Source organism: Streptomyces sp. NPDC097107 (genome assembly GCF_044762405.1).
In the GTDB taxonomy this organism is placed as follows: Bacteria; Actinomycetota; Actinomycetes; order Streptomycetales; family Streptomycetaceae; genus Streptomyces; species Streptomyces thinghirensis.
In genome coordinates, this window is the sequence record NZ_JBIWEF010000001.1 from 755557 (window position 1) to 778385 (window position 22829).

Here is a 22829-nt window from a genome sequence, read left to right on the forward strand (position 1 = left end):
TAACATGACTACCCGTTCGAGCAGTTTGTTGAAAACGTCACACAGTTTTCATCGAGAGGCAGCAAGATGTACGGGAGACCACTTATGATCTCGGCATGGACATTGACGCAGGCTTGATACTCGACCCATTGAAAGTCGGTGAAGGACCAGGTCTTCTCCTTGCACACGGTGCGGGGAGTGACATTCAGGACAGTTATGGGCCGGTGATCGAGCGGCTCTCCGCAGTCACGACCGTGGTCGGCCCCGATTTCCCCGGGTCCGGAAACTGCCCCTTACCGCAAGGCCCGCTCACACTGGACGGCACAGCGGATTATCTTGTGGCAAGCGCCGTGCACGCAGGCATCGAATCCTTCGCCATATCCGGATTCTCCATGGGGACGGCCGTGGCCGTCCGAGCAGCCACCCGTCATCGCGAACGGGTGACCGGACTCATCCTGTCATCGGGTTTCGCCTATCCGAATTCCCGGCTGCGCCTCGTCATCGACACCTGGCGTGCGCTCGCCCGTGACACCGGAAATCCCAGGACCCTCGCGTCCTATCTCTCTCTCGTCGTCGGCGGCCCGCGGTGGCTCGACGGACGCACCCCGGAGGAAGTCGAGGAGCAGCTGGCCCTGTTCTCCGCAGGAATGCCGGCCGGAGCCGACGCGCAGCTGGCGATGTTCGACCACATCGATGTGCGGGAAGATCTCCGCTCGATCAGCGCTCCCACCCTCGTGATCTCCCCCCTGGCCGACCTGATCACCACTCCTCTTCACTCACGCGAACTCGCCGACGGCATCCCGCACGCCGAGCTGGTCACGCTGGACTGCGGCCACGCCATCGCCGCGGAACGCCCGGAGGCGTGGGCCGACGCGATGACCACGTTCCTCGCCACCCTGCCGCGCACCGGGGAGCCGGCCAGCCGGCCGTAACCCGGACCGGACAGCCGCGCCACATCACCGGGCCGGACCTGTCCGCGCCCGCGCCGGTGCCCGGGGGACGCTCCCCCGGGCACCGTTCGCGTGACAGAGGTACGGTGACTGCCCGTACGCCCGGGCGGTCAGGCTCCGACGGCCGGCGTGGGAGACCGGCCGACCGTCGTGGTCACCAGCGCGCCCACCGCGAGCGCTCCACCCACCCACATCACCGCCGTGATGCCGATGCCGTCCGCCGCGAGCCCGCCAATCAGCGCGCCCAGCGCGATGGCTCCGTTGAACACCCCGACGAACAGCGAGGATGCCGCCTCGCGGGCGTTCGGCGAGGCGAGCAGGATCCAGGTCTGCGTACTGACCGAGACACCTCCGTAGCTCAGGCCCCAGACCACCATCAGCACGGCGGCGAGAGCCACCGACCCGCCCAGCAACGGCAGCGCGATCACGGTGGCCGCCATCACCGCGCTGATCACCAGCAACGTTTTGCGCGGCGAGCGAGCCGCCCCGGCCCCGGCCAGAAAGTTCCCGGCCACACCGGCGACCCCGTACACCAGGAGCAGCGTGCCGATCATTCCCGCGCCGACGCCGGAGACGTCCTCCAGCACCGGCCTGATGTAGGTGTACGCGGCGAAGTGGCCGGTCACCACGAAGCCGACGACGATGAGGCCCGTACGCACCTGGGCATTGCCGAACAGTCCCATCACACCGCCGAGCGGAATCGCGCGCTCCGCGGGCAGCCGGGGCAGCAGGACCGCCGCCGCCACCAGGACCACCAGTCCGAGCCCGGCGGCCGCGAGGAACGCGGACCGCCAGCCGGCCGCCGCTCCCAGGTACGTGCCGGCCGGAACGCCCAGTACGGACGCCACAGCGATGCCGCTGAAGACCAGCGAGGTGGCGGGGCCGACCGATTTCGCCGGCACCAGCCGCACGGCGAGGCCGGCCGCGATGGCCCAGACGCCGCCCATGCCGATGCCGACCAGGACGCGGGCCACGACCATGATCCCGAAGTTCGGAGCCCAGGCCGCGCCCAGGTTGCCGATCACCAGCACGGCAACCAGCGCACAGAGCGCCATCCGGCGGTCGGTCCTGCCAAGCATCGAGACGAGCACCGGGGACGAGACCGCCGCGACCAGGCCGGTGATCGTCAGCGTGAGGCCCGCCACCCCTTCGGAGACCCTCAGCGACTCACCCATCGGGGTCAGCAGCCCGACGGGCAGCATTTCGGACGTGACCACCGTGAACGTGCCCAGCGCCAGGGCCACCACGCCCAGCCAGCCACTGAGCGGCGACCTCTGTCGGGCGGGTGGTGTGCCTGTGGATTCCTCAACCTGCGTCATGCGTCCAGCCAACAGACCGCGCGGTGAGGGAACAACGGCCAACCTCTCATCCTTCTATGAGTGGAGCTCATCGATGGACCGGCCGTCCGCGCCACCGGTGCCGCGATAAGGGAGAAACCGCTGTGAGCAGTCTGGACGCCCGCGAGTTGGAGGCCTTTCTCGCGCTGGCCGACGAACTTCACTTCGGACGGGCGGGAGAACGCCTGTACGTCTCGCAGAGCCGGATCAGCCAGCTGCTGCGGTCCCTGGAGAGCAAGATCGGTGCCCGGCTCGTCGAGCGCACCAGCCGCCGCGTCCGGCTCACGCCGCTCGGCGAGCAGTTCCTGGCGGGGCTGCGCCCGGCCTTCGACTCCATCGTGAAGACGATCGACGAGGCCCGGGACGTGGCGCGCGGGGTCGGCGGGCTGCTCCGCATCGGCTTCCAGGGCACGGCCAACGACCAGGTGATGAACGCCATCGCACTCTTCCAGAGCCGGTATCCGGAGTGTGCCACGGAGATCGTGGAGATCCCGTTCTCCGATCCCTTCGGCCCGGTGCACCGGCGGGAGGTCGACACGGCGGTGGTGCTGATGCCGGTCCAGGAGAGCGAGTTGGTGCTGGGCCAGGTCTTCTCCAAGCAGCCGCAGTCCCTGGCCGTGTCCACCCGGCACCCCTTCGCGAAGCGCGACGCCCTCGGCGCCGAGGACCTTGCAGCCTGTTCGCTCATCGGCGTCCACGGCGCGGCCCCGGAGTACTGGCGCCGCGCCCAGGCCCCGGCCGTCACTCCCGGGGGCCGCCCCATCCCCACCGGCCCCTCGGTAGGCACCCTCCAGGAGGGCCTGGCGCTGGTACAGGCGGACCGAGGCGCGATGCTGCTGTGTCACCCCACCGCCGACTACTACGGCCGCCGCGCGGTCACCTTCGTTCCCCTCACCGGCCTCCAGGACTCCTTTCTCGCCCTCGTGTGGCACCGCAACTACGAGACCGCCCGCACCCGCGCCTTCTCCCAGGCCCTCGCGGCCGTCGCCGACGCCGCCGAGTGAGCGGCCCGGCGGGGACCCGGCACACGGTCGCCCGGTGCGGAATCCGGATGGCCGTACCCGACGAACCCACAGACGCGTAGCCAACTTCTGTCCGCCCAGGGGGCGTTCAGGCATGTTGCGGCGGCAGGCCGAACGCACTCCGCGTTCCCGGCATCGACAGGCCGGGCAACACGGTGGACGTCCACACGCCGCAGCATCGATGATCTAGCTTGACTCTGTCGGGGATCTTGGAGGTTCCCGGTGCGACAGCACGATCGACGGGCATGCGCGCGTGGTTCCTCCGATCGATGCGGCTGTCGAGCGACGGTGTGCTGAACCGAGCGATCTGGTGCACGGAGAGACGCTACACCTGATCGAAAACGGCGGCCCTGAGATCACGACCCACGGCCAGGACGGTCCGCGCACCAAAGTGGAGGGCGCCCAACGCACACAGAACTTGGACCAGCATGACGGCCAGCATCTGTCCGCCGAGCCGGATGATCACCTCCGTATCGCCCCGTACCACGCCTGTGTCAATGACTACGGCATTGAGCGCAGGGAACCATAGCAGGGCGACATTCTGAGCGAGGGACTGCTGCACGGATGGGTGACACCTGACCTGGCTTGCTGAGAGGCGGCCTGGAAGGATGTCGCAGTGCCCAAGCCGTGTCCCAAGGAGTTTCGCGACGACGTCGTGCGGATCGCGCGTGATCGCGAGCCCGGCGTCACGCTGGAACAGATCGCCGCCGACTTCGGCGTCCACCCGATCATGTTGTCGAAGTGGCTGCGCCGAGCCGACACCGACGAGGGCGCCAGGCCCGCAACGGCGTCGGGTGAGTCCGTCGAGCTGCGCCAGGCCCGCAAGCGCATCCGGCTCCTGGAGCAGGAGAACGAGGTGCTGCGCAGGGCCGCGGCGTATCTGTCGCAGGCGAACCTGCCGTCAAAATGATGTACCCGCTCGTCCGCGAGCTGGCCGCCGCCGCTGCCCCTCACCGGGTGCCGGTCGCGGTGACGTGCCGGGTACTCAATCTGGCCCGCCGGCCCTACTACCGATGGCTGGTCTCGCCGGTCACCGACACCGAACTCGCCGAGGCATACCGGGCGAACGCCCTGTTCGAAGGACCAGGTCATCATCCACGGCGCATTGAGGGACATCGAGGTTGAGGTCGTCCGCCGCAACCCTGACGACCGGGACAAAGGGTTCGTCCCGCAGCCGAAAAGGTGGGTAGTCGAACAGGTCAACGGCACGCTGATGTTGCACCGGCGCCTGGCCCGCGAATACGACCACCGCCCCGACACCTCCGCCTCACGCGTCTACTGGGCGTCGATTGCGAACATGACCCGCCGCCTCACCACGCCGAGTCCGTCCTGGCGCGACACCATCGAGCTGGCCGCGTGAACATCACCGAGCTCCTGGCGGGCCTCCAGGCCGAGCACGACCAGACCGCGGACCGTGCCGGTGAACTCCGTGGACAGATCGAGCAGTTGACCGCCGCCTCGGCCGAGACCGAAGCGCGACTCGCGGACCTTGCCACCACGCGGAAGGTCATCACCGAACTCGCACCGGCCCAAGAGGACTCCGAACCGGCAGGGTCGACCACCGCCTACCAGGCCATCGTGAACGCCTTCATTCAGCACCCCAGCCAGGCATTCAGAGCCCGTGAGCTGCACGAACTCCTCGGCATGCCAACCGACGAGGCGACCGTCAACATCACCCGGAGCCGCCTCGGACGTCTTGTCCGCCAAGGGTTCCTCATCCAACCTGGGCGAGGAAGCTACCAGAAACGGACTTAACGTCCACTCAGTCGGATACGCGGTCACCAAGCCTGTCCGCCACACGATCCGAGCCATACCCGACCGTCTCTGGCATCCCGCCCTGGACCAGGACGGCTCGCTCCGTGCCAACGCCGAGGCCGCCGAACTGACCGGCATGGCCGAGCTGACCTGCTATCCGGCCGGCACACGCATCATCGTGCGCCGCGAGCGGCCGCACCCCGGCGCCCAGCAGTCCCTGTTCGATCAGGACGAGGGCCTGCGCCACCAGGTGTTCCTCGCCGACACCCCGTACTCCGGAGGCGGCTCCGCCCAGTTCCTGGAGACCCGCCACCGCGGACACGCCACCGTCGAAGACCACATCCGGTGCGGCAAGACCACCGGATTCGGCCGCTTCCCCTCCCGCCACTTCACCATCAACGCGGCCTGGCTCGAACTCAGCCTCGCGACGATCGACCTGCCGGCCTGGATGCTGTTGGACGGGGAACTGGCGGCTGCCATGAGCCGGAGAAACTCCGCTACCGGATCCTGCACGTCGCCGCCCGCCTCACCCACGGCGGCCGACGCCTCCGCTTGCGGATATCGGCGACCTGGCCCTGGAGACACGAATCGGCCACGGCCTTCCACCGCCTCGCCGCACTATCCCGACCCGCCGGCTGACCAACACCCGCTGACCGCCCACGACCCGAAAGACCCGGAGAACCCGACCACCGCGCCGGGACTCCGCCGTGCACAAGCACCGAAATCGCGTCGACCACCCAACAGCTGCTGATCAGCGACGCCGCCTCAGCTCAACCGAAACGGCGAGGTTGACGGGCTCGGTGCTCGCGTTCCGGGCCGGTCGGCACGCGCCATCGCGACCGCCTGGTCAGCGCGCACGGCGCGCGCGACGCACGACGCGGGGCTTGGAGTAGGCCGAGGGCGCAGGGGGCGGTGCCAGGAGCTGTTGTCCCAACTCTCCAGCGCCTCAGCAGCCGCGTACGCCGACCGCCTGCCCCCTTGAGTACCTCCACCCGGAAAACCAGGCGTCCCGACACGTCTGCGACAGAACCGACGAAAATGCTCGCGGACCCAACGTCGGCGCGCGCCGACGTTGGGTCCGCGAGCCGAACCGCCTTGTCATGGTTCCGGTCCGGGCCCGGGATCACCGGGGTGTGGCCAGTGTCAGGAGATGGAGAAGACCGATGCCCACTTCTGGCTGGCCGAGGTGGCGGATGCGGTGTTGGCGGTGACGGCCTGGCCCGCGGTGGCGGTGCCGGCCAGGACGTAGCCGGTGGCGGGGTTGGTCAGGGTGTAGGTGCCGACCGCGTTCTGTGTCACCTGCCAGCGCTGGTTGGCGGCACCGAGGCTGACTGCCTGCAGGGAGATCTGGCCGCCGGCGGTGGCCGGTGCGGTCAGGTAGAGCGGGATGGGGCAGCTGTCGTAGACCCGGACGGTGCCGTCGCCGTTGGCGGTGAACTTCCAGCGCTGGGAAGCCCGGGTGGTGTCCAGGGTGGCGAACTGGGCCACCGCGGAGATGGCAACGCTGCAGCCCGTTCCTCGCTGGAGGGCGACGCCACCGCCGTTGCTGAGCGCGTGGTAGGCGTTGTCGCCGACGATGGTGGGGCCGTAGTTGATGGCGTGCGTGTCCAGGGCGGTCAGCGCGGCGCCGGTGGTGGACAGGGGCGGGACGGCCGTCGGGCGGACGTTCTTGAACCAGTCGGCGAAGGTGGAGGGTGTGTTCGCGGCCAGGGTGGTGATGCTGCGGTTCCAGCTGCCGTCCACCTGGTTCCACAGGTGGAGCAGCGAGGCGGCCACGTTGCCCTGTACATGGTCGCCGGTCTGCCAGCCCGCGGAGTGGGTGAACGAGGTGGAGTCGCCGTTCGGGAACACGTAGCGGTTGTCGCCCAGGAGGTAGGCGGCCACCGCGTCGCCGAAGCCCTCGGTCCAGGCGCAGGTGGCGGACGACACCAACTCTATGTAGTGCGGGTTGCAGTTGGTGATGATGGGCCACGTGCTGTTGTAGAGCCGGTGCTGGAAGAAGTGGCCCGCCTCGTGCAGCACGGTGTGCTCGGAGTCCGGGTCGCCCTCGGCCAGGTAGACGTTGTTCGCCAGGTCGTAGTAGGGGCCGCTGTTGGACCCGGTCTGCCAGCGCAGCGTCAGCGTGGTGCAGGTAGCGGCGTTCGTCTCGGCGGTCGTCCAGCACGGTGTGGTCGAGTTGGCGCGTTGCGACCAGAGCAGGTTGACGGTGTCGAAGGCGTGCCAGGCCCGGTCCGAAACGGTCGGATTGACGGCACCGAGAGCGACGTTCGCCGATACGTTCGACAGTGTCGGAGTGTCGAAAGTGTAGACCGTTCCGCTGGAGTTGGCGACCCGCCACACCTGGTTGCTGCGGGTGGCGAAACGCACGAACAGGTGGTCCATCGCCGTGGTGCTGATCGGGGTGTAGCAGAGGTTGAACGAGCCGTCGGCCGCACCGGTCAGCTGCGTGCCGGTGTTCAGCTTGTGGTCGGTCTCGGTCGCCAGCTCCCGGCCCCAGAGCTCGACCGACGCGTTACGGGCGCCCCGGGTCAGAGTCGGCTTCGAGGGGCCCGCCTCGGCGGACTGGTAGTCGAACTGCAGGGCGCCGCTCACGCAGATCGGCTGCGCGGCGGACGCGGTACCTGCCGACAGCGGCACGAGGGCACCGGCGGCGAGCAACGCCGGCACCAGCAGGCGCAGCAGGGCTGTGGGTCTGCCTAACATGGACGTCCTTCCAAAGGAGCGCCCAGGCCCGCCGACAGCAGACCTGGCGCGTGGGAAGACCGGGTGGAACCCGGCCCGTGAGACGCCGCCAGGTACGGGCGGTCTGAACCGAAGCCCATCGTCGGTTCCATGCCACGCCGCCGCCAGGGCGCACAGAAGCACAGCCAGCAGTCGTAAGGCTCATGTGAATACCCAGCGGGGGTTTTACGTCCACACTTGGCTGTCGTTTCGACCGCTCTGCGCCCCTCAGCCGCCGCACCACCTTCCTCCGGTCCTACCGCTGAGCTGCGAATGTCAGGCGGCGCATGGGAGGCGAAGTCGGCGTTGCGAGACGGCTGTTGGGTGCACGGAAGCTCGCGCGCCCCCCGCGTCGGCGGCGAACCGGTCCGCGCCGGGCGGGGATCGGTCAGCCAGCACTGGTTCAGCACGCCCCATGCCTCGTCGTGGTGGTTCGCGGACACGAGAGATGACAGATCGCCAGTTCTGGACCCCTCAGCGGTCACAGGACGGCCGTTGCCTGAGTTTGTGGCCCCGGCCGGCGCTGGTGGGGGCCGGCCGGGACCGTTGAGGTCAGGGGCAGGTGACCAGGATGATCGAGATGGCTGTGCAGGTCGCGGTCGCGCTGTCGTTGGCCGGGTTCGGGTCGGTGGGTGCGGATGCGGTCCGTACTCCGGTGACCGAAACGTGCCCCAGGGTCAGCAGGTGCAGGGGGATGCGGAACGTCTTGTTGACGCTGGTTCCGTCGGGGATGGCGCCGTAGGCGCAGGTGACGGTGTTGCCGGCGGTGGTGCAGCCGGTGGACAGGTTCGTCGGGGTGGTGCCGGTGGGGAGAGTCGCGGTCAGAGTGGCCGTGGCCACGGCGCTGGGACCGGTGTTGTGCGCGGTGAGGGTGTAGGTCAGGTACGGCACCAGGATGCCCAGGTGCGGCTGCGCGGTCAGGCTGACGTCGATGTCCGCGGGCGGGGTGAGGTAGGTGTACTGGTCGGCGGCGCTGGTGGGGCTGGTGCCCGAGTCGGTGGTGACCTGCACGTCGACCGTTCCTGCCGCTCCAGCCGGGGCGGTGGCGGTGCAGGTGGTCGCGGTGCAGGACACGGCGGTCGCGGGGTTGCCCGGGCCGAAGGTGACCGCGGTGGCAGCGGTCAGGTTCGTGCCGGTGACCGTGACCACGGTGCCGCCGGAGGTGGTCCCGGAGGTGGGGCTGATCGCGGTGACGACCGGGGCGGGCAGCGGGACCTGGCCGGTCGCGACGTGCCCGGGGAGTCTGCCGACGGTGATGGTGGCGGTGACGGTGTTCGTGGCCGTGTCGATCACCGAGGTGGTGTTGCTGCCGTAGTTGGCGACGTAGAGGTGGGCGCCGTCGGCGGTGATCGCGTTCCCGAACGGGGCGGTGCCGACGGTGACGGTGCTGGTGACGGTATTGGTGGCCGTGTCGACCACCGCCACCGTGCCCGAGGACTGTTGGGCGACGTACAGGTCGGTGCCGTCCGGGCTGACCACCGGCGCGGAGGCCGAGGAGATGCCGCTGATGGTGGCGGTCACCGTGTTCGTCGCCGTGCTGACCACAAAAACGCTGCTCGAGGACGCACTGGCGATGTAGGCACGGGCGCCGTCGGGCGAGACCGCGACCCTGTTGGGTGCGATGCCCGTCGTGATGCTGGCGGTGACCGTGTTGGTGGCGGTGGAGATCACCGAGGTTCTTCCGCCGGTCGAGTTCTCCGTGACATACAGCTGACTGCCGTCAGGGGTGACCGCGATGGCGAGGGGCGCCACGCCCACCGCGACGGTGGCGGTGACCGTGTCGGTGGCCGTGTCGATCACCGAGACCGAATTCCCGCCGCCGTTGGTCACATAGACCTGTGCGCCGTCCGGGGAGACCGCGATGCCATAGGGGAACGAGCCCACCGCGATGGTCGCGGTCACCGCCCTGGTCGCCGTGTCGATGACCGAGACCGAGTTTCCGCCGCTGTTGGCGACGTAGACACGGGTGCCGTCGGGCGAGAACACCAGGCCTTGGAGGCTGGAGCCGACCGGGATGGTGGCAGTCACCGTCCCGGACGCGTCGTCGATGACCGACACCGTGCCGGCATTCGTGTTGGACACGTAGGCGGTGGCCGTGCCCGTCGGGGCGGCCTGCGCCGGCGCCGCGGCGGTGGCCGTGCCGGTCGGCGCCGCCTGCGCCAAGTCGTCCAGGCCCACCAGCCCGGTCAGCGCCAGCGTCCCGCCGACGACCAGCGCCGTGAGGCGGCTGCCCCATCGGGACCGGGGCCGACAAGGCCGTGCAGGTGCAGAGATCAAGGCTCTTCCCCCTTCGGGTCCGCACCCTGGCGGCGGGAACCGGAGGACCCCGTGAACCGGCAGAGACGCGGTCGTGCAGGCGCGCCCGCACCAGCGGCACATCGCCACCGGCCGAGCCCGTCCCTGGCGCACCACCGCGGCAAGGTCCGGGCCGCGACAGCCAACGACCCGCACACGCCAGATGATCAGTACATGGCGAAGTCAGATAGATCATCCCATCGGCACAGCCGCACCGGAGGGGAAGCAATAGGCCTGTCCGAATCCGATCGGAACCTGGCCACGCTCAGGTGATCGGACTTCAGCTGGGACAAGCGGTTCACACCCATTCCGTGCTGGAGAGGCTGCACCGGGCCCTTCAGCGCCGGGACTTGTTCGCCTAGTTTCTCGTGATTCCGTCAGCGTTACTTGATCTTGTGTGGCGGGGGTCTCTTGGCGTGGAGCTCTCCCTGGAACAGGCCGCCGGGTTGCGGGAGTTGGCGAACAGTCGGGACGTACCCGCCGACATAGCGACGCGGGGCCGGATCGTGCTGTGGTCGAGCGAAGGCCGTCGACGCAAGGACATCGCCGCGCTGCTCGGCGTATCGCTGCCGACAGTGGACCGCTGGAAGCGGCGTTATGCCGAAGCCGGACTGGCCGGGCTGGAAGGCGACCGGCCCGGCGGAGCCCGGGAACAGGTGCCGGCACGGGTACGGGCCCGCGTGATCGCGCTGACCCGCATGACGCCGCCGGATGGCACGGGGCTTTCGCACTGGTCCACACGCGAGTTGGCGAAATATCTGAAGCGGACCGAGGGCATCTCCGTGTCCTGGCACTACATCGCGCGAATCTGGCGCGAGGAGCATCCCAAGCCGCACCGGAACGGAACCTTCAAGATCTCGAAGGACCCCGCGTTCGCGGAGAGGGTCGCCGACGTGATCGGGCTCTACCTTGCCCCACCTGGTGGCGCGGTGGTCCTCTCGATCGACGAGAAGACGCAGGTCCAGGCGCTGGACCGGACCCAGCCGGTGCTGCCGGTCGCCTTCGCGGCGAGCGAGAAGCGCACCGCCGACTACGTCCGGCACGGCACCACGAACCTGTTCGCCGCCCTGAACGTGACCACCGGCGAAGTGATCGGCGAGTGCCAGCCGACCCGGAACGGCAAGGACTTCCTGGCCTTCTTGAAGAAGGCCGTCAGACCGCACGCCCAGAAGGACATCCATGTCGTCCTGGACAACCTCTCGACGCACACCACCCCGGAGGTCAAGGAGTGGCCGGCCAAGAACTCGCACGTCCACTTTCATTTCACTCCCATCGGGTCCTCGTGGCTGAACCAGATCGAGATCTGGTTCGGAATCCTGACCCGGCAGTCCATCCGCCGCGGCACCTTCTCCAGCGTCAACGTCCTGATCAACCAGATCCGCGACTACATCAACTCCCGGAACGAAAACGCGAAACCGTTCACCTGGACCGCGACCGCCGGCGAGGTCCTCGCGAAGGTCGGACTCGTCGCAACCAACGTGAAGAAACTCGTCAATAACGACTCGAACTGACATGAGCAGGATCACGAGACACTAGTCCAGGACCTCCGGGAACTGCAGACTGCCCCGGTGCGAGGTCTCGACGATCACAACCAGCCACTGCGCGTTGCCGAATCGGGCGAGTGCGACAGCTCGATGACGTCGCCGACAGGAATGCACCCGGATCGCGTGGATAGCGCCGCGCGGACACGGATACGGTCACCGGGGAGGAGAACGAGCAAAGCCAGAGCCGAAGGCAGGGCGCGGCGATAATGAGATGGCCTGGTCAGGTTCTCGATTTCGAGAACGTCGGCTTCCGCGGAGACGAGGAGCTCCACGACGCGCAGCAGTTCGTCGCCCTCGTTCTCGGCCAACCTGCCGGTATAAACCATGGATTCGGATTCCGTGACGATCGCCATGGCATTTCCGGCGAGTACCTCCTCGCAGGACGATGCGTCCTCCGGGTCGAAACCCAGGAGACCACCACTGAGGTGATCGCAGGCGGCCCATCCCTCCTCCGCGCCGCCGTCGCTGCCGCGCAGGGAGTAGTACAGCTCTTCTGCGAAGTACCCGTCATGCCTGCGGTGGTAAAGCAGGACGAATCCGAGATCGCGCTCTGTCCAGACATCCGCGACGGTCGGTTCTGCGGTGCGGTAAGTGCCCGCGGTTGCCACCGGCGGGCCAGCTCCGAGGGCTTCCAAGGCGATCTCGGACAAGGGACGCCTCATGTATCCGCCTTCCATCAGTGAACCCGGCCGGTCACTTGGCCATACAGTTATCGGTCATGCTGGCGACGAATCCTCTCCAGCCGAAGACCACGACTGTTCCACCGGTCCATATGCGAGTCCCTGGCTTCACCTGGATGTTGTAGTGGACCGCCCACTGGAGCTTCAACGGCGTGTACCAGCTCTTCTTGCTCTGGAGCTTGACCATCTTGCCGCTTCGTCCCGGCTTGACACCCCAGGTCTCGGCCTGGGTGGCGTTCCTCGAAAGATAGCGGTTGGCGAAGCCGGTCACCTGGACGTTGATGTGGTAGCCCATGTAGCGGTAGCCGTTCTTCGCGACACCGCCTCCTCGCCGGCTCGTGACGATCCTCATGCCATAACCGTTCCTGATACGACGTGTGCCGCACTTCGGGAACATGCCGTCGGTGTCGGTGGCGTTGCATGGATCGGCGTTTGAGTGGTCGTAGGCGTGGCCGAACCACCGTGGACAGGGTCAGCTTGCATGAATCTGCCGCGAGCCGGGTCGTACAACCGGACGCCCATGAGCGCGAGGCCGGTCGGTGTCTCGGCGGAACGCTGCTGCGAGCCCAGCCAGCCGTACCGCGCGGCCGACTGCGGGTGTGTCCAGTAAACGGCTGACCCACTACAGAAACTGGATCAGCCGTTTACTGGACACACCCCCCTCCGTAACGAGCGCCCGTAGAGTGGGCCGGCCGTGAGCCGCTCTTGGACCAATAGTCGGTTCCGAGGGTCATCTTCGAAGCTCCCCGGTGACAGAGCGGGCTCTGTGTTGAGAGGCCGTCGCTGTTCATGGTGGCGACGTGCGAGGACGGATTCCCGGTGCCGGACTCACTGGGTGCGGAGCAGGGGAATTGGAACTGTCAGACGGCTGGCCGGGGTGCCAGGAACGCGAGCGCCCGCGGGACGAATCCGTCGTGGTGCTGGAAGATCCCGCCGTGTCCGGCGTCGGGGTAGAGAGGCTCGAGTTCGCCCTGGGGGAGCCGTGCAGCCAGGTCGACCGAGTTGACGCTCGGGACCATTCGGTCGCTCTCGCCGTTGGTCACCAGGACCGGTTGGTGGATGCGCGACAGGTCGGCCGGTGTCTGGAGGCCCCAGCGGTGGATGGCCTTCAGCTGGGCGCGGAATGATGAGAGCGAAATGGCCCTGTCGCGGTCGTCCGTGCGCTCTTTCAGCCGGTCCAGGAAGGCGTGGGCTGCCTGGCGGCCGCCCGCGGTGTCGGTGAAGAAGAGGTACTGCTTCGGGTCCTTGCGGGTCAGGACCGCCTTGATGGTGTCCTTGATGGTGAGGCGGGTGACCTTGTCAATGCCGGGTCCGCCGGCGGGGCCGGTGCCCGCGAGGATGAGTTTGCGTACGAGGTCGGGTTCTTCTGCCGCGATGACCTGGGCGATGAAGCCGCCCATGGACAGGCCGAGCAGGTCGACCTGGTCGAACCCGAGGGCCCGGATGAACAGCACGGTGTCGCGGGCCATCGCCTCGATCGTGTCGGGTGTGGAGCCGCCGGACGCGCCGACGCCGCGGTTGTCGAAGGTGATCACGCGCCGCCGGGCGGCCAATCCGTCGACGACGCGGGGGTCCCAGTTGTCGAGGACCGCGGACAGGTGGTTGAGCAGGATCAGTGGTACGCCTTCGTCCGGGCCGAGTTGCCGGTAGGCGAAGGTCACGCCGCGCACGGACACGGAGCGGTTCGGCGCGTTCTTGTACGAGAACGGGGTGGGTGTGGGGGAGCTGAACGATGCGCTCATGGCCGGGTCCTGGTGTGTGGTGGGGGACGAGGTCTGGGGGGCTTCTCGTTGTGACGGGCTGCCTCGGCGTCCGGCTGGGCTGTGCACGCGCTCACCTCATGGAGACGACGACTTTCCCAGCCTTCGCGCGCCCCTTCTCGACGTATTCCATGGCCTGGAGGGTTTCGTCGAACGAGAAGACTCGGTCGACGACGGGGCGGATCTTCCCAGCGTCGATGAGGGGGGTGAGTTCGAGCAGTTGGTCGCCGCTGGCCTTCATGAACAGGAACGTGTACGTCACGCCATGGCGCTTGGCGTTGCGACGGGTCTTGAAGCTCAGTGCGGTCATGGCCAGGCGGAGGATCGGGTTCGCGCCGAGCTCGCGGGCGAAGGCCGGGTCGGGTGGGCCCGCGACGCTGATGGCCATGCCGCCTGGCTTGAGTACGCGCAGGGATTTGGCGAGGTTCTCGCCTCCGAGGCTGTCGAGGACGACGTCGTAGTCGTGAAGGACCTCTGCGAAGTCCTGGGTTCGGTAGTCGACTACGACGTCGGCGCCGAGTTCCTTGGCCAGGTCGACCTTGGCGGTGCTCACGGTGGTGGCCACGTGCGCGCCCAGCGCCTTGGCCAGCTGGACAGCGATGGAGCCGAGTCCGCCCGCGCCCGCGTGGATGAGGACCTTCCGGCCCGGCCGCACACGTGCCCGCTCGACCAGCGCCTGCCATGCGGTCAGGGCGACCAGGGGGAGGGAGGCGGCCTCGGTCATCGTGAGGGCGGCCGGTTTGGGGGCCAGGTCGTCCTGGTGAACAGCGATGAGTTCGGCGAAGGTGCCGATGCGGTCCTTGTCGGGCCGGGCGTAGACCTCGTCGCCCACCACGAACCGGGTGACGGACGGGCCGGTCCGGACGACCGTGCCGGCGAGGTCGTTGCCCAGAACGAGCGGGAGACGGTAGGGCAGGAACGCCTTGAAGTCCCCGTTGCGGATCCTGAGGTCCAGCGGGTTGACGCCGGCCGCGTGGATCTTGACCAGGACGTCGTCGGCACCTACCTGGGGGGCGGGCGTCTCGGCGGCGCGCATCCCGGCTTGACCGCCGTACTTCTCGACCATGAAGGCCCTCATCGTCGTCTCCGTTCCGTTTCCCGTCCGTGAGAGGGCGGGGTCTCCGCTCGCGCCGGGCTTCTCCCGTACGAGAAAGTCTGTGTTGTTTCCTCGCCGCGGCGCGGGCGCACTGCGTCCGCGCCGCGTTCACCCATCAGGCGACCGGCACCATCGGGGCGGTGACGCGGTCGGCGGCGCCTCCCTGGAGGCGGTCCAGGTTGGCAGTGATCCCCTCGTGGGGCATACCGAGCGGCACTGCGCTGACCTCGGTCAGGCGGGTGTACTGCGCGTCGGTCAGCTGGACGTCGAGGGCGCCGAGGTAACTGTCGAGCTGGGAGAGATTGCGCGGGCCGATGATCGGCACGAGCGTGGCCACGGACCGGTCGGCGCGCTCGCGCACCCAGGCCACCGCCACCTGGGCGGGCGTCACGCCGGTCTCTTCGGCGATGGCCAGGACGGTGTCGACGACGGCGGTCTTCTGGCCGGTGCTCTCGGTGTGGATGACCGCGCCCAGGTCGCTCAGGCGTCCCTTGGCGGAACTGCGGTACTTGCCGGTGAGCAGTCCGCCGCCGAGCGGGGACCACAGGGCGGCGCCGAGTCCGAGGCTCTCGGCCATGGGCAGGAGTTCGCGGTCTGCGGAGCGTTCGACGAGGCTGTACTCGTGCTGGATGCCCACGATCGGGGCCTGGTTCCTCAGGTCCGCGAGGGTTACCGCGCGCGAGACGCGCCAGGCGGGGAAATTGGACAGCGCGGCGTGGTGGATCTTGCCGGCGCTCACCAGATCGTCGAGTCCGCGCAGAAGTTCCTCCATCGGAGTGAGCTCGTCCGGGAAGTGCACCCACAACAGGTCGATGTAGTCGGTGCCCAGGCGCTTCAGACTGGCCTCCACCGAGGCGACCATGTTCTTGCGGCTGTTGCCCGTCCTGGAGATGTCCGGCTGCGGGGCGGCACCGAGGGCGAACTTCGTTGCCAGAACGAAGTGGTCACGGTCGGCGGAGATCAGCTTTCCGGTCAGCTCCTCCGACTCGCCGAACTGGTAGCCGTCCGCGCTGTCGAGGAAGGTGCCGCCGGCCTCGGCGAACCGGTCGAAGATCCGGCGCGCCTCGTCCGGCTCGGCGCCCGCGCCCCAGCCTGTACCGAAGTTCGCGGTGCCGAGCGCGTACTCGGAGACGCGCAGTCCGGTCCGGTGTCCGAAAGTCGTGTGACGCATAAGACGTCCTTTAACGGATAGGGCGTGGAGGTGGTCGCGTCAGCCTGCGTTCGGCTGGGGTGCCGCGGACAGGCTCTGCTTGACGTACCGGCTGGCCTCGTCCGCGAGGATCTCGGGCAGGCCCGCCTCGATGCCGTCCAGAGCCTGGGCCGCGACGTCGGCGGCGGCGACCTTCTGGTCGGCGGGCACGCCGGCGGCCATGTCGGTGTCCATGTAGCCGACGTGCAGCGCCGAGACGGTGATCCCGCGCGGTGCCAGCTCCTCACGGGTGGCGTCGCTCAGTGCCCAGGCGGCGGCCTTGGACGCGGCGTAGGAGCCGAGGCCGGCCGGGTGGAACCAGGACAGGGCGGACAGGACGTTGAGCACGGCGCCGCCTCCGTTGCCCTCGATGACGGGGGCGAAGGCGCGGGTCGCGGCGAGCGGGCCGAAGAAGTTGGTCTCCATCTCCCGGCGCACCTCAGCCACGTCGCCTCCGATCAGCGTCGCGCCGGTGGAGATGCCCGCGTTGTTGACCAGCAGTGTCACATCGGAAGCGATACGGGCGGCCTCGCGTATCGACGCCTCGTCCGTGACGTCCAGCCGCAGCGGGACGACGCCCGGCACGTCGACCGTCTCAGGGCGTCGGGCCGCGCCGTACACCTTCGCCCCACGCTCGACGAGCTGAGCTGCCAAGTGCCGTCCGAAGCCCCGGTTGGCGCCGGTGACGACCGCGACCGCGTTGTTGAGTTCCACGTCTGCTCCTGATCGTGACGGGCGGCGTCGGCCATCCGCACCGAATTAGATTACGTATTCAATCTAAACACGGGGCTAAGATAGATGCCAGTCGACATCCAATCGGGAGGTGGTCATGGGCCGCGTATCGCAGGCACAGGCAGAGGAGAACCGCAGGCGGGTGGTGGACACCGCATCCCGGCTGTTCCGGGAGCAAGGCACACAGGTCAGTGTCGCCGACCTGATGAAGGCGGCCGGCCTGACCCACGGCGCCTTCTACAAGCAGTTCGCCTCCAAGGAGGCGCTCGTCGACGAGGCCACCGCCCACGCCTTCGCCGAGCTCACCCAACGCCACACCACCGGGCTCGAGCAGCACGACGGGCAGCGCGAAGCCGCCCAGCAGTCGCTGATCGACACCTACCTCTCCGTCGGGCATCGCGACGACCCGGCGGACGGCTGCCCTGTCGCAGCCCTCGCCACCGACATCGCGCGCGAAGGCGGAGGGCGCGAGGCCCGCCGCGTCTACACCGAAGGGGTGGCCGACTTCGCCGATTTCCTCGCCACCGACGACCAGGACGGCATCGTCCGCCTCTGCACCCTGTTCGGCGCACTGGTCCTGTCGCGGGCCACCAACGGCTCACCGCTCGCCGAGGAGATCCTCGCCGCCGCGCACGCAGCCTTGACGGAAGCAGGCTGAACAAGGGCACGGTGCGGGTGCACGCCGACCGCACTCGTGAGCGACGAGGCATCCGCGGTCAGACGAAGGCGGCGGAAGACGGCCGCCGACGTCTGGCATATCGGCTCCACCGCGTGCCGGGCATCGGCCGGTTCCCGGCCGCATGCCCGCGAGGTGGGGGTTGCGCAATCGTCGTCAGTGTTTCAGCAGGACTGCGATCTACTCCCGGACGTCGCGCACGATCTCGTCGACGCTCGCGGCGATGTTCACGCCTGCCGCCATCGCCAGGAGCATCACGACCGACACGACGCGCGCCGCCGCACGGTCAGTGAACTCGTCACCGTCACCGTGACCGGGCAAGTTGGCTACCTGAGTTGATCGAGCGTGGTTCGAACTCGGTGGAGGTTCAGGCGCGTACGTCTCGTTGCTGCACTTCCTTCAGGACCGCGCCCACCGTGGCGAAGTCGTTGTCCACGTGAAGCACCGTGTGACCGTGATGGACCGCCGTCGCACACACCAGGAGGTCGACGGCTCCGGCGGCACGGAGCTGCCCCCGCTGGGTGAGCTTGTACTGCGCGGTGTCGACCCAGCGCCACGCACTCTTGGGAACCGGTGTGAGATGGCAGAAGTCATCCAGCTCCTCGGCCAACTCGTCCCGATGAGCCGGGCTTGTGGCCGAGTAGAGGAACTCCGCCCTCGCGGGCTCGCAGATATGGAACACACCGGCAGCGATGTGCCCCTCCCAGGGACGCAGCGCCCCCGGCGTACGGAAGAGGTGCCAGAGGGCGGACGTGTCGAGGAGGTATGTGATCACTCGAAGGCGGCCCGCCGGGCCTGCTTGGCCGCTGCACGCGCCGCAGCCGCAGCCTCGAACTCGCCCCGCTCACCCCTCGCGGCCAGCTTCTCGGCAGCCTCCAGCCGCTTGACGCGCGCCACATAGTCCCTCAGGGCCCCGTTCACCGTCTCCTTCTTCGTCGAGACACCCATGAGCCGCATCGCCTCAGCCAGCGCCTCATCATCGAGATCGACCTGGGTCACAGACATATCAGCCACCCCTCACCCTGAGTCCATTATGTACATAACCACGATACATCACCAACATTCACGGACGGCAAATCATCCAGCACGAGACAGGGAGGACCCGACCCGGCCGCGAGGCCGGCGGCCACGAGCCGCCTACCGAGTGGATGATGTCGATGCGGTGAAGACAGGCCGCCGCCTCAGCAACCGTGGGAGCCATCACAACGCACCCCACCGAAGACTCGAACAAAACCCCAGTTCACAGGCCTCTTGACCCTCACAGGGGACACAAAACGCCACACGTTCGCCACACCGATTCGGGACACCCAATCCCACGAAAACCACGTTTCCGCAGATCAGAACGTTTCCGCAGGGTAAAACTGGTGGGGCGGGTGGGACTCGAACCCAAATGGGTGACGCGTTTCACCTGCGGAAACGCGACAGAGGCGGACATTGACATCCTGCTGCGTCCCGCTCCGTCCTCCTCGATCCCCGGCGACCACGGTGCCGTGCGGTACGTACCGCACGGCTACGGGGCACTCCCCATACCCGTAGTGGGAGACGATCCGCCCCGGCGCATCCGCGGCAAGGCAGCCAACCGCGCGGCTCACCCGTAGTGCATGCCGCCGACTCCGTTACCGCCTCCCCCTTGCCCGTCGAAGTCACACTCCGTATCGACCGGACACCCGGAGCCGCAGGCGTGTCGGTTCTGGCTTCCTGGCGACGCTAGTAGCAGAGGGACTCAATGAGCGTTTTCAGATTGGCCACTGATGGGGTGATGGTGGCGAGAGCCCAACGCACGAGGCTGCGTGATGCACAACGGCCAAGTTGCCTCGAGTGCGGCCGATTCCGACTGGGTACACTGCGGTGCTCTGACCCGAACCCCAGCCCGCCCCGTTACCGAGGTACCGGACGGCGATGCGCCCCGTTCGTTGCCCGGATCACGGGAAACCGGTCGGACCAGGTGATCTGCCAGACTCCGTCCCCGTAGTCCTTCGTTCCCGGTCTGCCGGTCCGCACTGGACCGCGCGGTCGGAGCCTGGTTACACGATCGAGGTCTCCTACCAGGGCACCGCTGTTCAAGACCCTGTGCGAATACGATCCCGAGTGCGTACTCCTGGACGGCTCCCCTCAGCGAGTGCGACCGCTTGGGCGACGGATGCACCGACTACTCGCACAAGCACCGACGCCACGGCGTGAACGTGCAGGTCGTTGCCGATCCCGAAGGTCGGCTGCCGTGGATCTCGCCGGCCCTGCGGGGCCGCGCACATGACCTGACCAGACTCCGTACCCACCGCATCATCCGGATCTGCGAACGCCAGAGCGTCCCGATCGTGGCCGACAAGCCTACGTAGGCGCAGGTTCCTGGGTCATCACCGCGATCCGGGCCCGCCCAGCGGCAAACTGTCACCGCCCGAGCGGACGCTGAACCGCGCACTCGCCCACGCCCACGCTCCCGTCGAACGGGGCGCCGCCCGCCTGAATCCTGGGAGATCTTCCGCAGGAGTCGCTGCAGCCCGAACCGCGACGGTCCGTGTTTCGCTGGCGGTGCCGGCACCCGCTCAGGGCATCATCTCCAGCAGGCCGGCATCGAAGCCGATACGCGGTCGGTAGCCGAGGTCGGTGCGGGCGGCGCTGATGTCGTAGGCGCGGTCGCGGCCCATGTTGGCGATCAGCCAGTTGGTGAGCGAGGGCGCGGTGCGTCGGCGGAGCAGGCGGGCGCCGCCGTCCACGAGGGCTGCCACCGGCGCGGCGATCGCCAGCGGGACGCTGCGGCTGTCGGCGACGTCGGCGCCCTGGGTGGCCATGAGGGCGGTGAAGAAGTCGCGGATCGTCATGGGGGTGCCGTCGGTGACGTAGTAGGGCGTGCCGTGGCGGCCGCGGGTGAGGGCCAGCACGGCGGCATCGGCGAGGTTGTCGACATGCACGAAGTCCATGGTGTGGCGGCCCTGGTCGATCCACATCCAACCTCCCTTGCGAGCGGACTCGACCGCGTCGGCCATGGTGGTCATGCCAGGGCCCCAGATGAACGGCGGTCGCAGGATCACCAGGGTCGTGGCGGGCGACGCGGCATCGCGCAAGGCGTTCTCGGTGGCCAGTTTGACCCGGCCATAGGCGAGGGCGGAGGTGCCGTTGTCGGTGTTCTCGTCGACCACGGTGGCGCGTTGGGTGCCGATCGACACGCCGGCGGCGCTGATGAGCACGAACCGGGACACTCCCGCCGCGGCCGCGGCCGCGTGCAGGGCGACGGTCGGGTCGTGGTTGTCCGCACGGAAGCCGGCATCGTCGCCCCAGAACTCCATCCGTGCTGCGGCGTGCACGACAGCGTCGATGTCGCGCAGGTGATCGAGCCAGGCCGGGGTGACCGCCGGGCCACCCCGGCCGGCCAGCTCGGCCAGGTCGCCGCGCACCGGCTGCGCCCCGGCCTCGGTCACCCTGCGCACACTCGCGGTGGAACGGGCCAGGGCAATGACGCTGTGGCCCTCGGCAAGCAGCCGGCTGATCAGGTGCTGACCGAGAAATCCACTCCCACCGGTGAGGAAGACACGCATGAAGGACTCTCCTTGTCGTCAAAGGCAATGTGCCGGTGTGTCGGTGTGCATGCGTCCGGTGCGAGAGCACCGGCGAGTCATCCCAGCGGGATGTCCAGCGTCTTGTGGGCGGCGACCGGGTTGGAGTACTCGGTGAGGCGCCGCACCTGGCCGCCGGCACACTCGAACTTGAACACGTACACGTTCTTGTAGGAGGTGCCCGAGTCGGCGAGCACGGCGTCACCGACGGCCTCGACGAACACCACGTCGCCGTCCGCACCGGCGGTGACGCGCCGGTCGGACAGGGCACGGCGGCTGACCTGCCGCAGAAGGCCGGCGAAGAACCCCAGTACCTCGTCCTTGCCGGTGAGGACGACGGCGGGCTCGACGCCGCCGTCGAAGGACATCGCCAGGACGTGCACGACATCGGCGGCGAGGACGTCTGCCATTCTCGCCATGTCGCCGGCCTCGAACGCCTCGCAGTAGGTGTCGGTGGCCGCGAGTGAGCGGGCGCGGATCTCTTCAGGGGACATGTGTGCTTTCTCCTCAGCCCAGGAGCTCGGACAGGGCGGCGGACGCGTCGAGACTGCCGCGCGCGGCGCGGTCCGGGACCGCCTTCTCGATCCGAGCGAGGTCGTCCTCGGTGAGCCGGATCTCGCTCGCGGGCAGCGCCTCGGCCAGCCGGTCGCGGGTACGGGCGCCCACCAACGGCACGATGTCGTCGCCCTGGGCGGCCACCCAGGCGATGGCCAACTGGGCGACGGAGCACTCCTTCGCCTCGGCGACCTGGCGCAGGGCCTCCACAAGGGCGAGGTTGTGCTCCAGGTTCCCGTCGGCGAACCGCGGGTCGAAGGCGCGCCAGTCTCCGGGGCCGATGGAGGTGCCGACGGTCCAGCGCCCGGAGAGCAGGCCCCGGCCGAGCACACCGTGCGCGGTCATGCCGATGCCGAGTTCACGCAGCGTGGGCAGGACCTCGGCTTCCACTGTCCGCGTCAGCAGCGAGTACTCGACCTGCAGGTCGCTGATCGGATGCACGGCGTGAGCGCGCCGCACGGTGTCGGCGTCGACCTCCGAGAGCCCGATGTGGCGCACGTACCCGGCGTCGACCATCTCCTTGATCGCCCCCACCGTCTCCTCGGTGGGCACCGCCGGGTCCAGCCGCGCCAGGCGGTACACGTCGACATGGTCCGTGCCCAGGCGGGTCAGGGAGTGGGCGAGGAAGTTCCTCATCCCCTCGGGGCGGCCGTCGATACCGGTATACGCGCCTCCGGGGGCGGTGAGCATGCCGAACTTCACGCTCAGCCGATAGCTGCCGCGCTCCCTGCCCCGCAGTGCCTCGGCCACCAGCAGCTCGTTGTGACCGGAGGCGTAGAAGTCAGCCATGTCGATCAGGGTGAGGCCGGCCTCCAGCGCGGCGTGCACGGTGGCGATGCTTTCGGCGCGGTCGGCAGGGCCATAGGCGCCGGACATACCCATCGCGCCGAGACCCAGCGCGGAAACGGTCAGGCCGGTGGTGCCCAGGGTGCGTGTCTGCATCGTGTTCTCCTTCTCGTCGGGCCTGACGGAGTTCGCTCGTCGACC

Annotated in this window: 23 protein-coding genes and 3 pseudogenes; 10 read left to right on the top strand and 16 right to left on the bottom strand. The window is 68.4% G+C overall.

Annotation, left to right across the window (positions count from 1 at the left end; translation table 11 throughout):
- The first annotated feature begins 95 nt into the window (after nucleotides 1–95).
- Complete coding sequence (locus tag ACIQ1J_RS03490) at nucleotides 96–911, top strand: alpha/beta fold hydrolase (protein ID WP_403553716.1); 816 nt, start codon at nucleotides 96–98, stop codon at nucleotides 909–911.
- 128 nt (nucleotides 912–1039) lie between these two features.
- On the opposite strand, the gene ACIQ1J_RS03495 is transcribed toward ACIQ1J_RS03490, so the two are convergent.
- Nucleotides 1040–2248, bottom strand: coding sequence for an MFS transporter (locus ACIQ1J_RS03495; protein ID WP_403553718.1), 1209 nt, complete (start codon nucleotides 2246–2248; stop codon nucleotides 1040–1042).
- Nucleotides 2249–2370: 122 nt separating this feature from the next.
- Here ACIQ1J_RS03495 and ACIQ1J_RS03500 point away from each other — a divergent pair, with 122 nt between their 5' ends.
- The gene (locus ACIQ1J_RS03500; RefSeq protein ID WP_403553720.1) at nucleotides 2371–3270 is read left to right on the top strand and encodes a LysR family transcriptional regulator; all 900 of its coding nucleotides are present in this window, start codon (nucleotides 2371–2373) and stop codon (nucleotides 3268–3270) included.
- 343 nt (nucleotides 3271–3613) lie between these two features.
- Here the strand turns inward: ACIQ1J_RS03500 and ACIQ1J_RS03505 are convergent, their stop codons facing one another.
- Nucleotides 3614–3850 (bottom strand): hypothetical protein, encoded by a 237-nt coding sequence (locus ACIQ1J_RS03505; RefSeq protein WP_403553722.1) that lies wholly within the window; start codon nucleotides 3848–3850, stop codon nucleotides 3614–3616.
- A 54-nt stretch (nucleotides 3851–3904) separates the two neighbouring features.
- Between ACIQ1J_RS03505 and ACIQ1J_RS03510 the strand changes: the two genes are divergently transcribed.
- From ACIQ1J_RS03510 to ACIQ1J_RS03530, 5 genes and pseudogenes are all read left to right on the top strand, one after another.
- Entirely contained in the window at nucleotides 3905–4198 is a 294-nt protein-coding gene (locus ACIQ1J_RS03510) for a transposase (protein WP_403553724.1), read from the top strand.
- A complete protein-coding gene (locus ACIQ1J_RS03515) occupies nucleotides 4195–4413 on the top strand; it encodes a hypothetical protein (protein ID WP_403553726.1) in 219 nt (72 codons plus the stop codon). The genes ACIQ1J_RS03510 and ACIQ1J_RS03515 overlap by 4 nt, the downstream gene beginning before the upstream one ends.
- Nucleotides 4367–4648: pseudogene (locus ACIQ1J_RS03520) on the top strand (IS5/IS1182 family transposase); the annotation flags it as partial. The gene ACIQ1J_RS03515 and the pseudogene ACIQ1J_RS03520, both read left to right, overlap by 47 nt.
- Nucleotides 4645–5043, top strand: a complete 399-nt coding sequence (locus tag ACIQ1J_RS03525; protein ID WP_403553728.1) for a hypothetical protein — start codon at nucleotides 4645–4647, stop codon at nucleotides 5041–5043. The pseudogene ACIQ1J_RS03520 and the gene ACIQ1J_RS03525, both read left to right, overlap by 4 nt.
- 7 nt (nucleotides 5044–5050) lie before the next feature.
- Nucleotides 5051–5682, top strand: a pseudogene (locus tag ACIQ1J_RS03530) (transposase); the annotation flags it as partial.
- A 504-nt stretch (nucleotides 5683–6186) separates the two neighbouring features.
- On the opposite strand, the gene ACIQ1J_RS03535 reads toward ACIQ1J_RS03530, so the two are convergent.
- Nucleotides 6187–7746: an RICIN domain-containing protein gene (locus ACIQ1J_RS03535; RefSeq protein WP_403553730.1), complete on the bottom strand. Its 1560-nt coding sequence runs from the start codon at nucleotides 7744–7746 to the stop codon at nucleotides 6187–6189.
- 570 nt (nucleotides 7747–8316) lie between these two features.
- Nucleotides 8317–10041, bottom strand: a complete 1725-nt coding sequence (locus ACIQ1J_RS03540; RefSeq protein ID WP_403553732.1) for an IPT/TIG domain-containing protein — start codon at nucleotides 10039–10041, stop codon at nucleotides 8317–8319.
- Between the two features lie 434 nt (nucleotides 10042–10475).
- Here ACIQ1J_RS03540 and ACIQ1J_RS03545 point away from each other — a divergent pair, with 434 nt between their 5' ends.
- The gene (locus tag ACIQ1J_RS03545) at nucleotides 10476–11570 is read left to right on the top strand and encodes an IS630 family transposase (RefSeq protein ID WP_403553734.1); all 1095 of its coding nucleotides are present in this window, start codon (nucleotides 10476–10478) and stop codon (nucleotides 11568–11570) included.
- A 74-nt stretch (nucleotides 11571–11644) separates the two neighbouring features.
- Here ACIQ1J_RS03545 and ACIQ1J_RS03550 read toward each other — a convergent pair whose 3' ends face one another.
- The 6 genes from ACIQ1J_RS03550 to ACIQ1J_RS03575 all read right to left on the bottom strand — a co-directional run bounded on the left by ACIQ1J_RS03550 (nucleotide 11645) and on the right by ACIQ1J_RS03575 (nucleotide 17042).
- Entirely contained in the window at nucleotides 11645–12253 is a 609-nt protein-coding gene (locus ACIQ1J_RS03550; RefSeq protein WP_403553736.1) for a hypothetical protein, read from the bottom strand.
- A gap of 43 nt (nucleotides 12254–12296) precedes the next feature.
- Nucleotides 12297–12635 (bottom strand): hypothetical protein, encoded by a 339-nt coding sequence (locus ACIQ1J_RS03555; protein ID WP_403553738.1) that lies wholly within the window; start codon nucleotides 12633–12635, stop codon nucleotides 12297–12299.
- A gap of 508 nt (nucleotides 12636–13143) precedes the next feature.
- Nucleotides 13144–14025, bottom strand: a complete 882-nt coding sequence (locus tag ACIQ1J_RS03560; protein WP_403553740.1) for an alpha/beta fold hydrolase — start codon at nucleotides 14023–14025, stop codon at nucleotides 13144–13146.
- Between the two features lie 91 nt (nucleotides 14026–14116).
- On the bottom strand, nucleotides 14117–15121 hold the full coding sequence (locus tag ACIQ1J_RS03565) for an NADP-dependent oxidoreductase (RefSeq protein ID WP_403553742.1): 1005 nt from the start codon (nucleotides 15119–15121) through the stop codon (nucleotides 14117–14119).
- Between the two features lie 133 nt (nucleotides 15122–15254).
- On the bottom strand, nucleotides 15255–16310 hold the full coding sequence (locus ACIQ1J_RS03570) for an aldo/keto reductase (RefSeq protein ID WP_403553744.1): 1056 nt from the start codon (nucleotides 16308–16310) through the stop codon (nucleotides 15255–15257).
- Nucleotides 16311–16349: 39 nt separating this feature from the next.
- Entirely contained in the window at nucleotides 16350–17042 is a 693-nt protein-coding gene (locus ACIQ1J_RS03575) for an SDR family oxidoreductase (protein WP_403553746.1), read from the bottom strand.
- A 115-nt stretch (nucleotides 17043–17157) separates the two neighbouring features.
- On the opposite strand from ACIQ1J_RS03575, the gene ACIQ1J_RS03580 reads away from it, so the two are divergent.
- Nucleotides 17158–17718: a TetR/AcrR family transcriptional regulator gene (locus ACIQ1J_RS03580; protein ID WP_403553748.1), complete on the top strand. Its 561-nt coding sequence runs from the start codon at nucleotides 17158–17160 to the stop codon at nucleotides 17716–17718.
- 198 nt (nucleotides 17719–17916) lie between these two features.
- On the opposite strand, the gene ACIQ1J_RS03585 is transcribed toward ACIQ1J_RS03580, so the two are convergent.
- From ACIQ1J_RS03585 to ACIQ1J_RS03595, 3 genes are read right to left on the bottom strand one after another with little or no spacing between them, the layout of a single operon-like run.
- A complete protein-coding gene (locus tag ACIQ1J_RS03585) occupies nucleotides 17917–18057 on the bottom strand; it encodes a hypothetical protein (RefSeq protein WP_403553750.1) in 141 nt (46 codons plus the stop codon).
- 46 nt (nucleotides 18058–18103) lie between these two features.
- Nucleotides 18104–18511 (bottom strand): PIN domain nuclease, encoded by a 408-nt coding sequence (locus ACIQ1J_RS03590; RefSeq protein ID WP_403553751.1) that lies wholly within the window; start codon nucleotides 18509–18511, stop codon nucleotides 18104–18106.
- Complete coding sequence (locus ACIQ1J_RS03595) at nucleotides 18508–18741, bottom strand: type II toxin-antitoxin system VapB family antitoxin (protein WP_403553753.1); 234 nt, start codon at nucleotides 18739–18741, stop codon at nucleotides 18508–18510. The genes ACIQ1J_RS03590 and ACIQ1J_RS03595 overlap by 4 nt, the downstream gene beginning before the upstream one ends.
- Before the next feature lie 1042 nt (nucleotides 18742–19783).
- Between ACIQ1J_RS03595 and ACIQ1J_RS03600 the strand changes: the two are divergent.
- Nucleotides 19784–20243: pseudogene (locus tag ACIQ1J_RS03600) on the top strand (transposase family protein); the annotation flags it as partial.
- Between the two features lie 36 nt (nucleotides 20244–20279).
- Here the strand turns inward: ACIQ1J_RS03600 and ACIQ1J_RS03605 are convergent.
- The 3 genes from ACIQ1J_RS03605 to ACIQ1J_RS03615 form a co-directional block, all read right to left on the bottom strand.
- Nucleotides 20280–21269: an NAD-dependent epimerase/dehydratase family protein gene (locus ACIQ1J_RS03605; RefSeq protein WP_403553754.1), complete on the bottom strand. Its 990-nt coding sequence runs from the start codon at nucleotides 21267–21269 to the stop codon at nucleotides 20280–20282.
- A 77-nt stretch (nucleotides 21270–21346) separates the two neighbouring features.
- Nucleotides 21347–21781: a nuclear transport factor 2 family protein gene (locus tag ACIQ1J_RS03610; protein ID WP_403553755.1), complete on the bottom strand. Its 435-nt coding sequence runs from the start codon at nucleotides 21779–21781 to the stop codon at nucleotides 21347–21349.
- A gap of 13 nt (nucleotides 21782–21794) precedes the next feature.
- Nucleotides 21795–22784 carry an aldo/keto reductase gene (locus ACIQ1J_RS03615; RefSeq protein ID WP_403553756.1) on the bottom strand — a complete coding sequence of 330 codons (990 nt, stop codon included), beginning with the start codon at nucleotides 22782–22784 and terminating at the stop codon, nucleotides 21795–21797.
- Nucleotides 22785–22829: the final 45 nt, after the last annotated feature.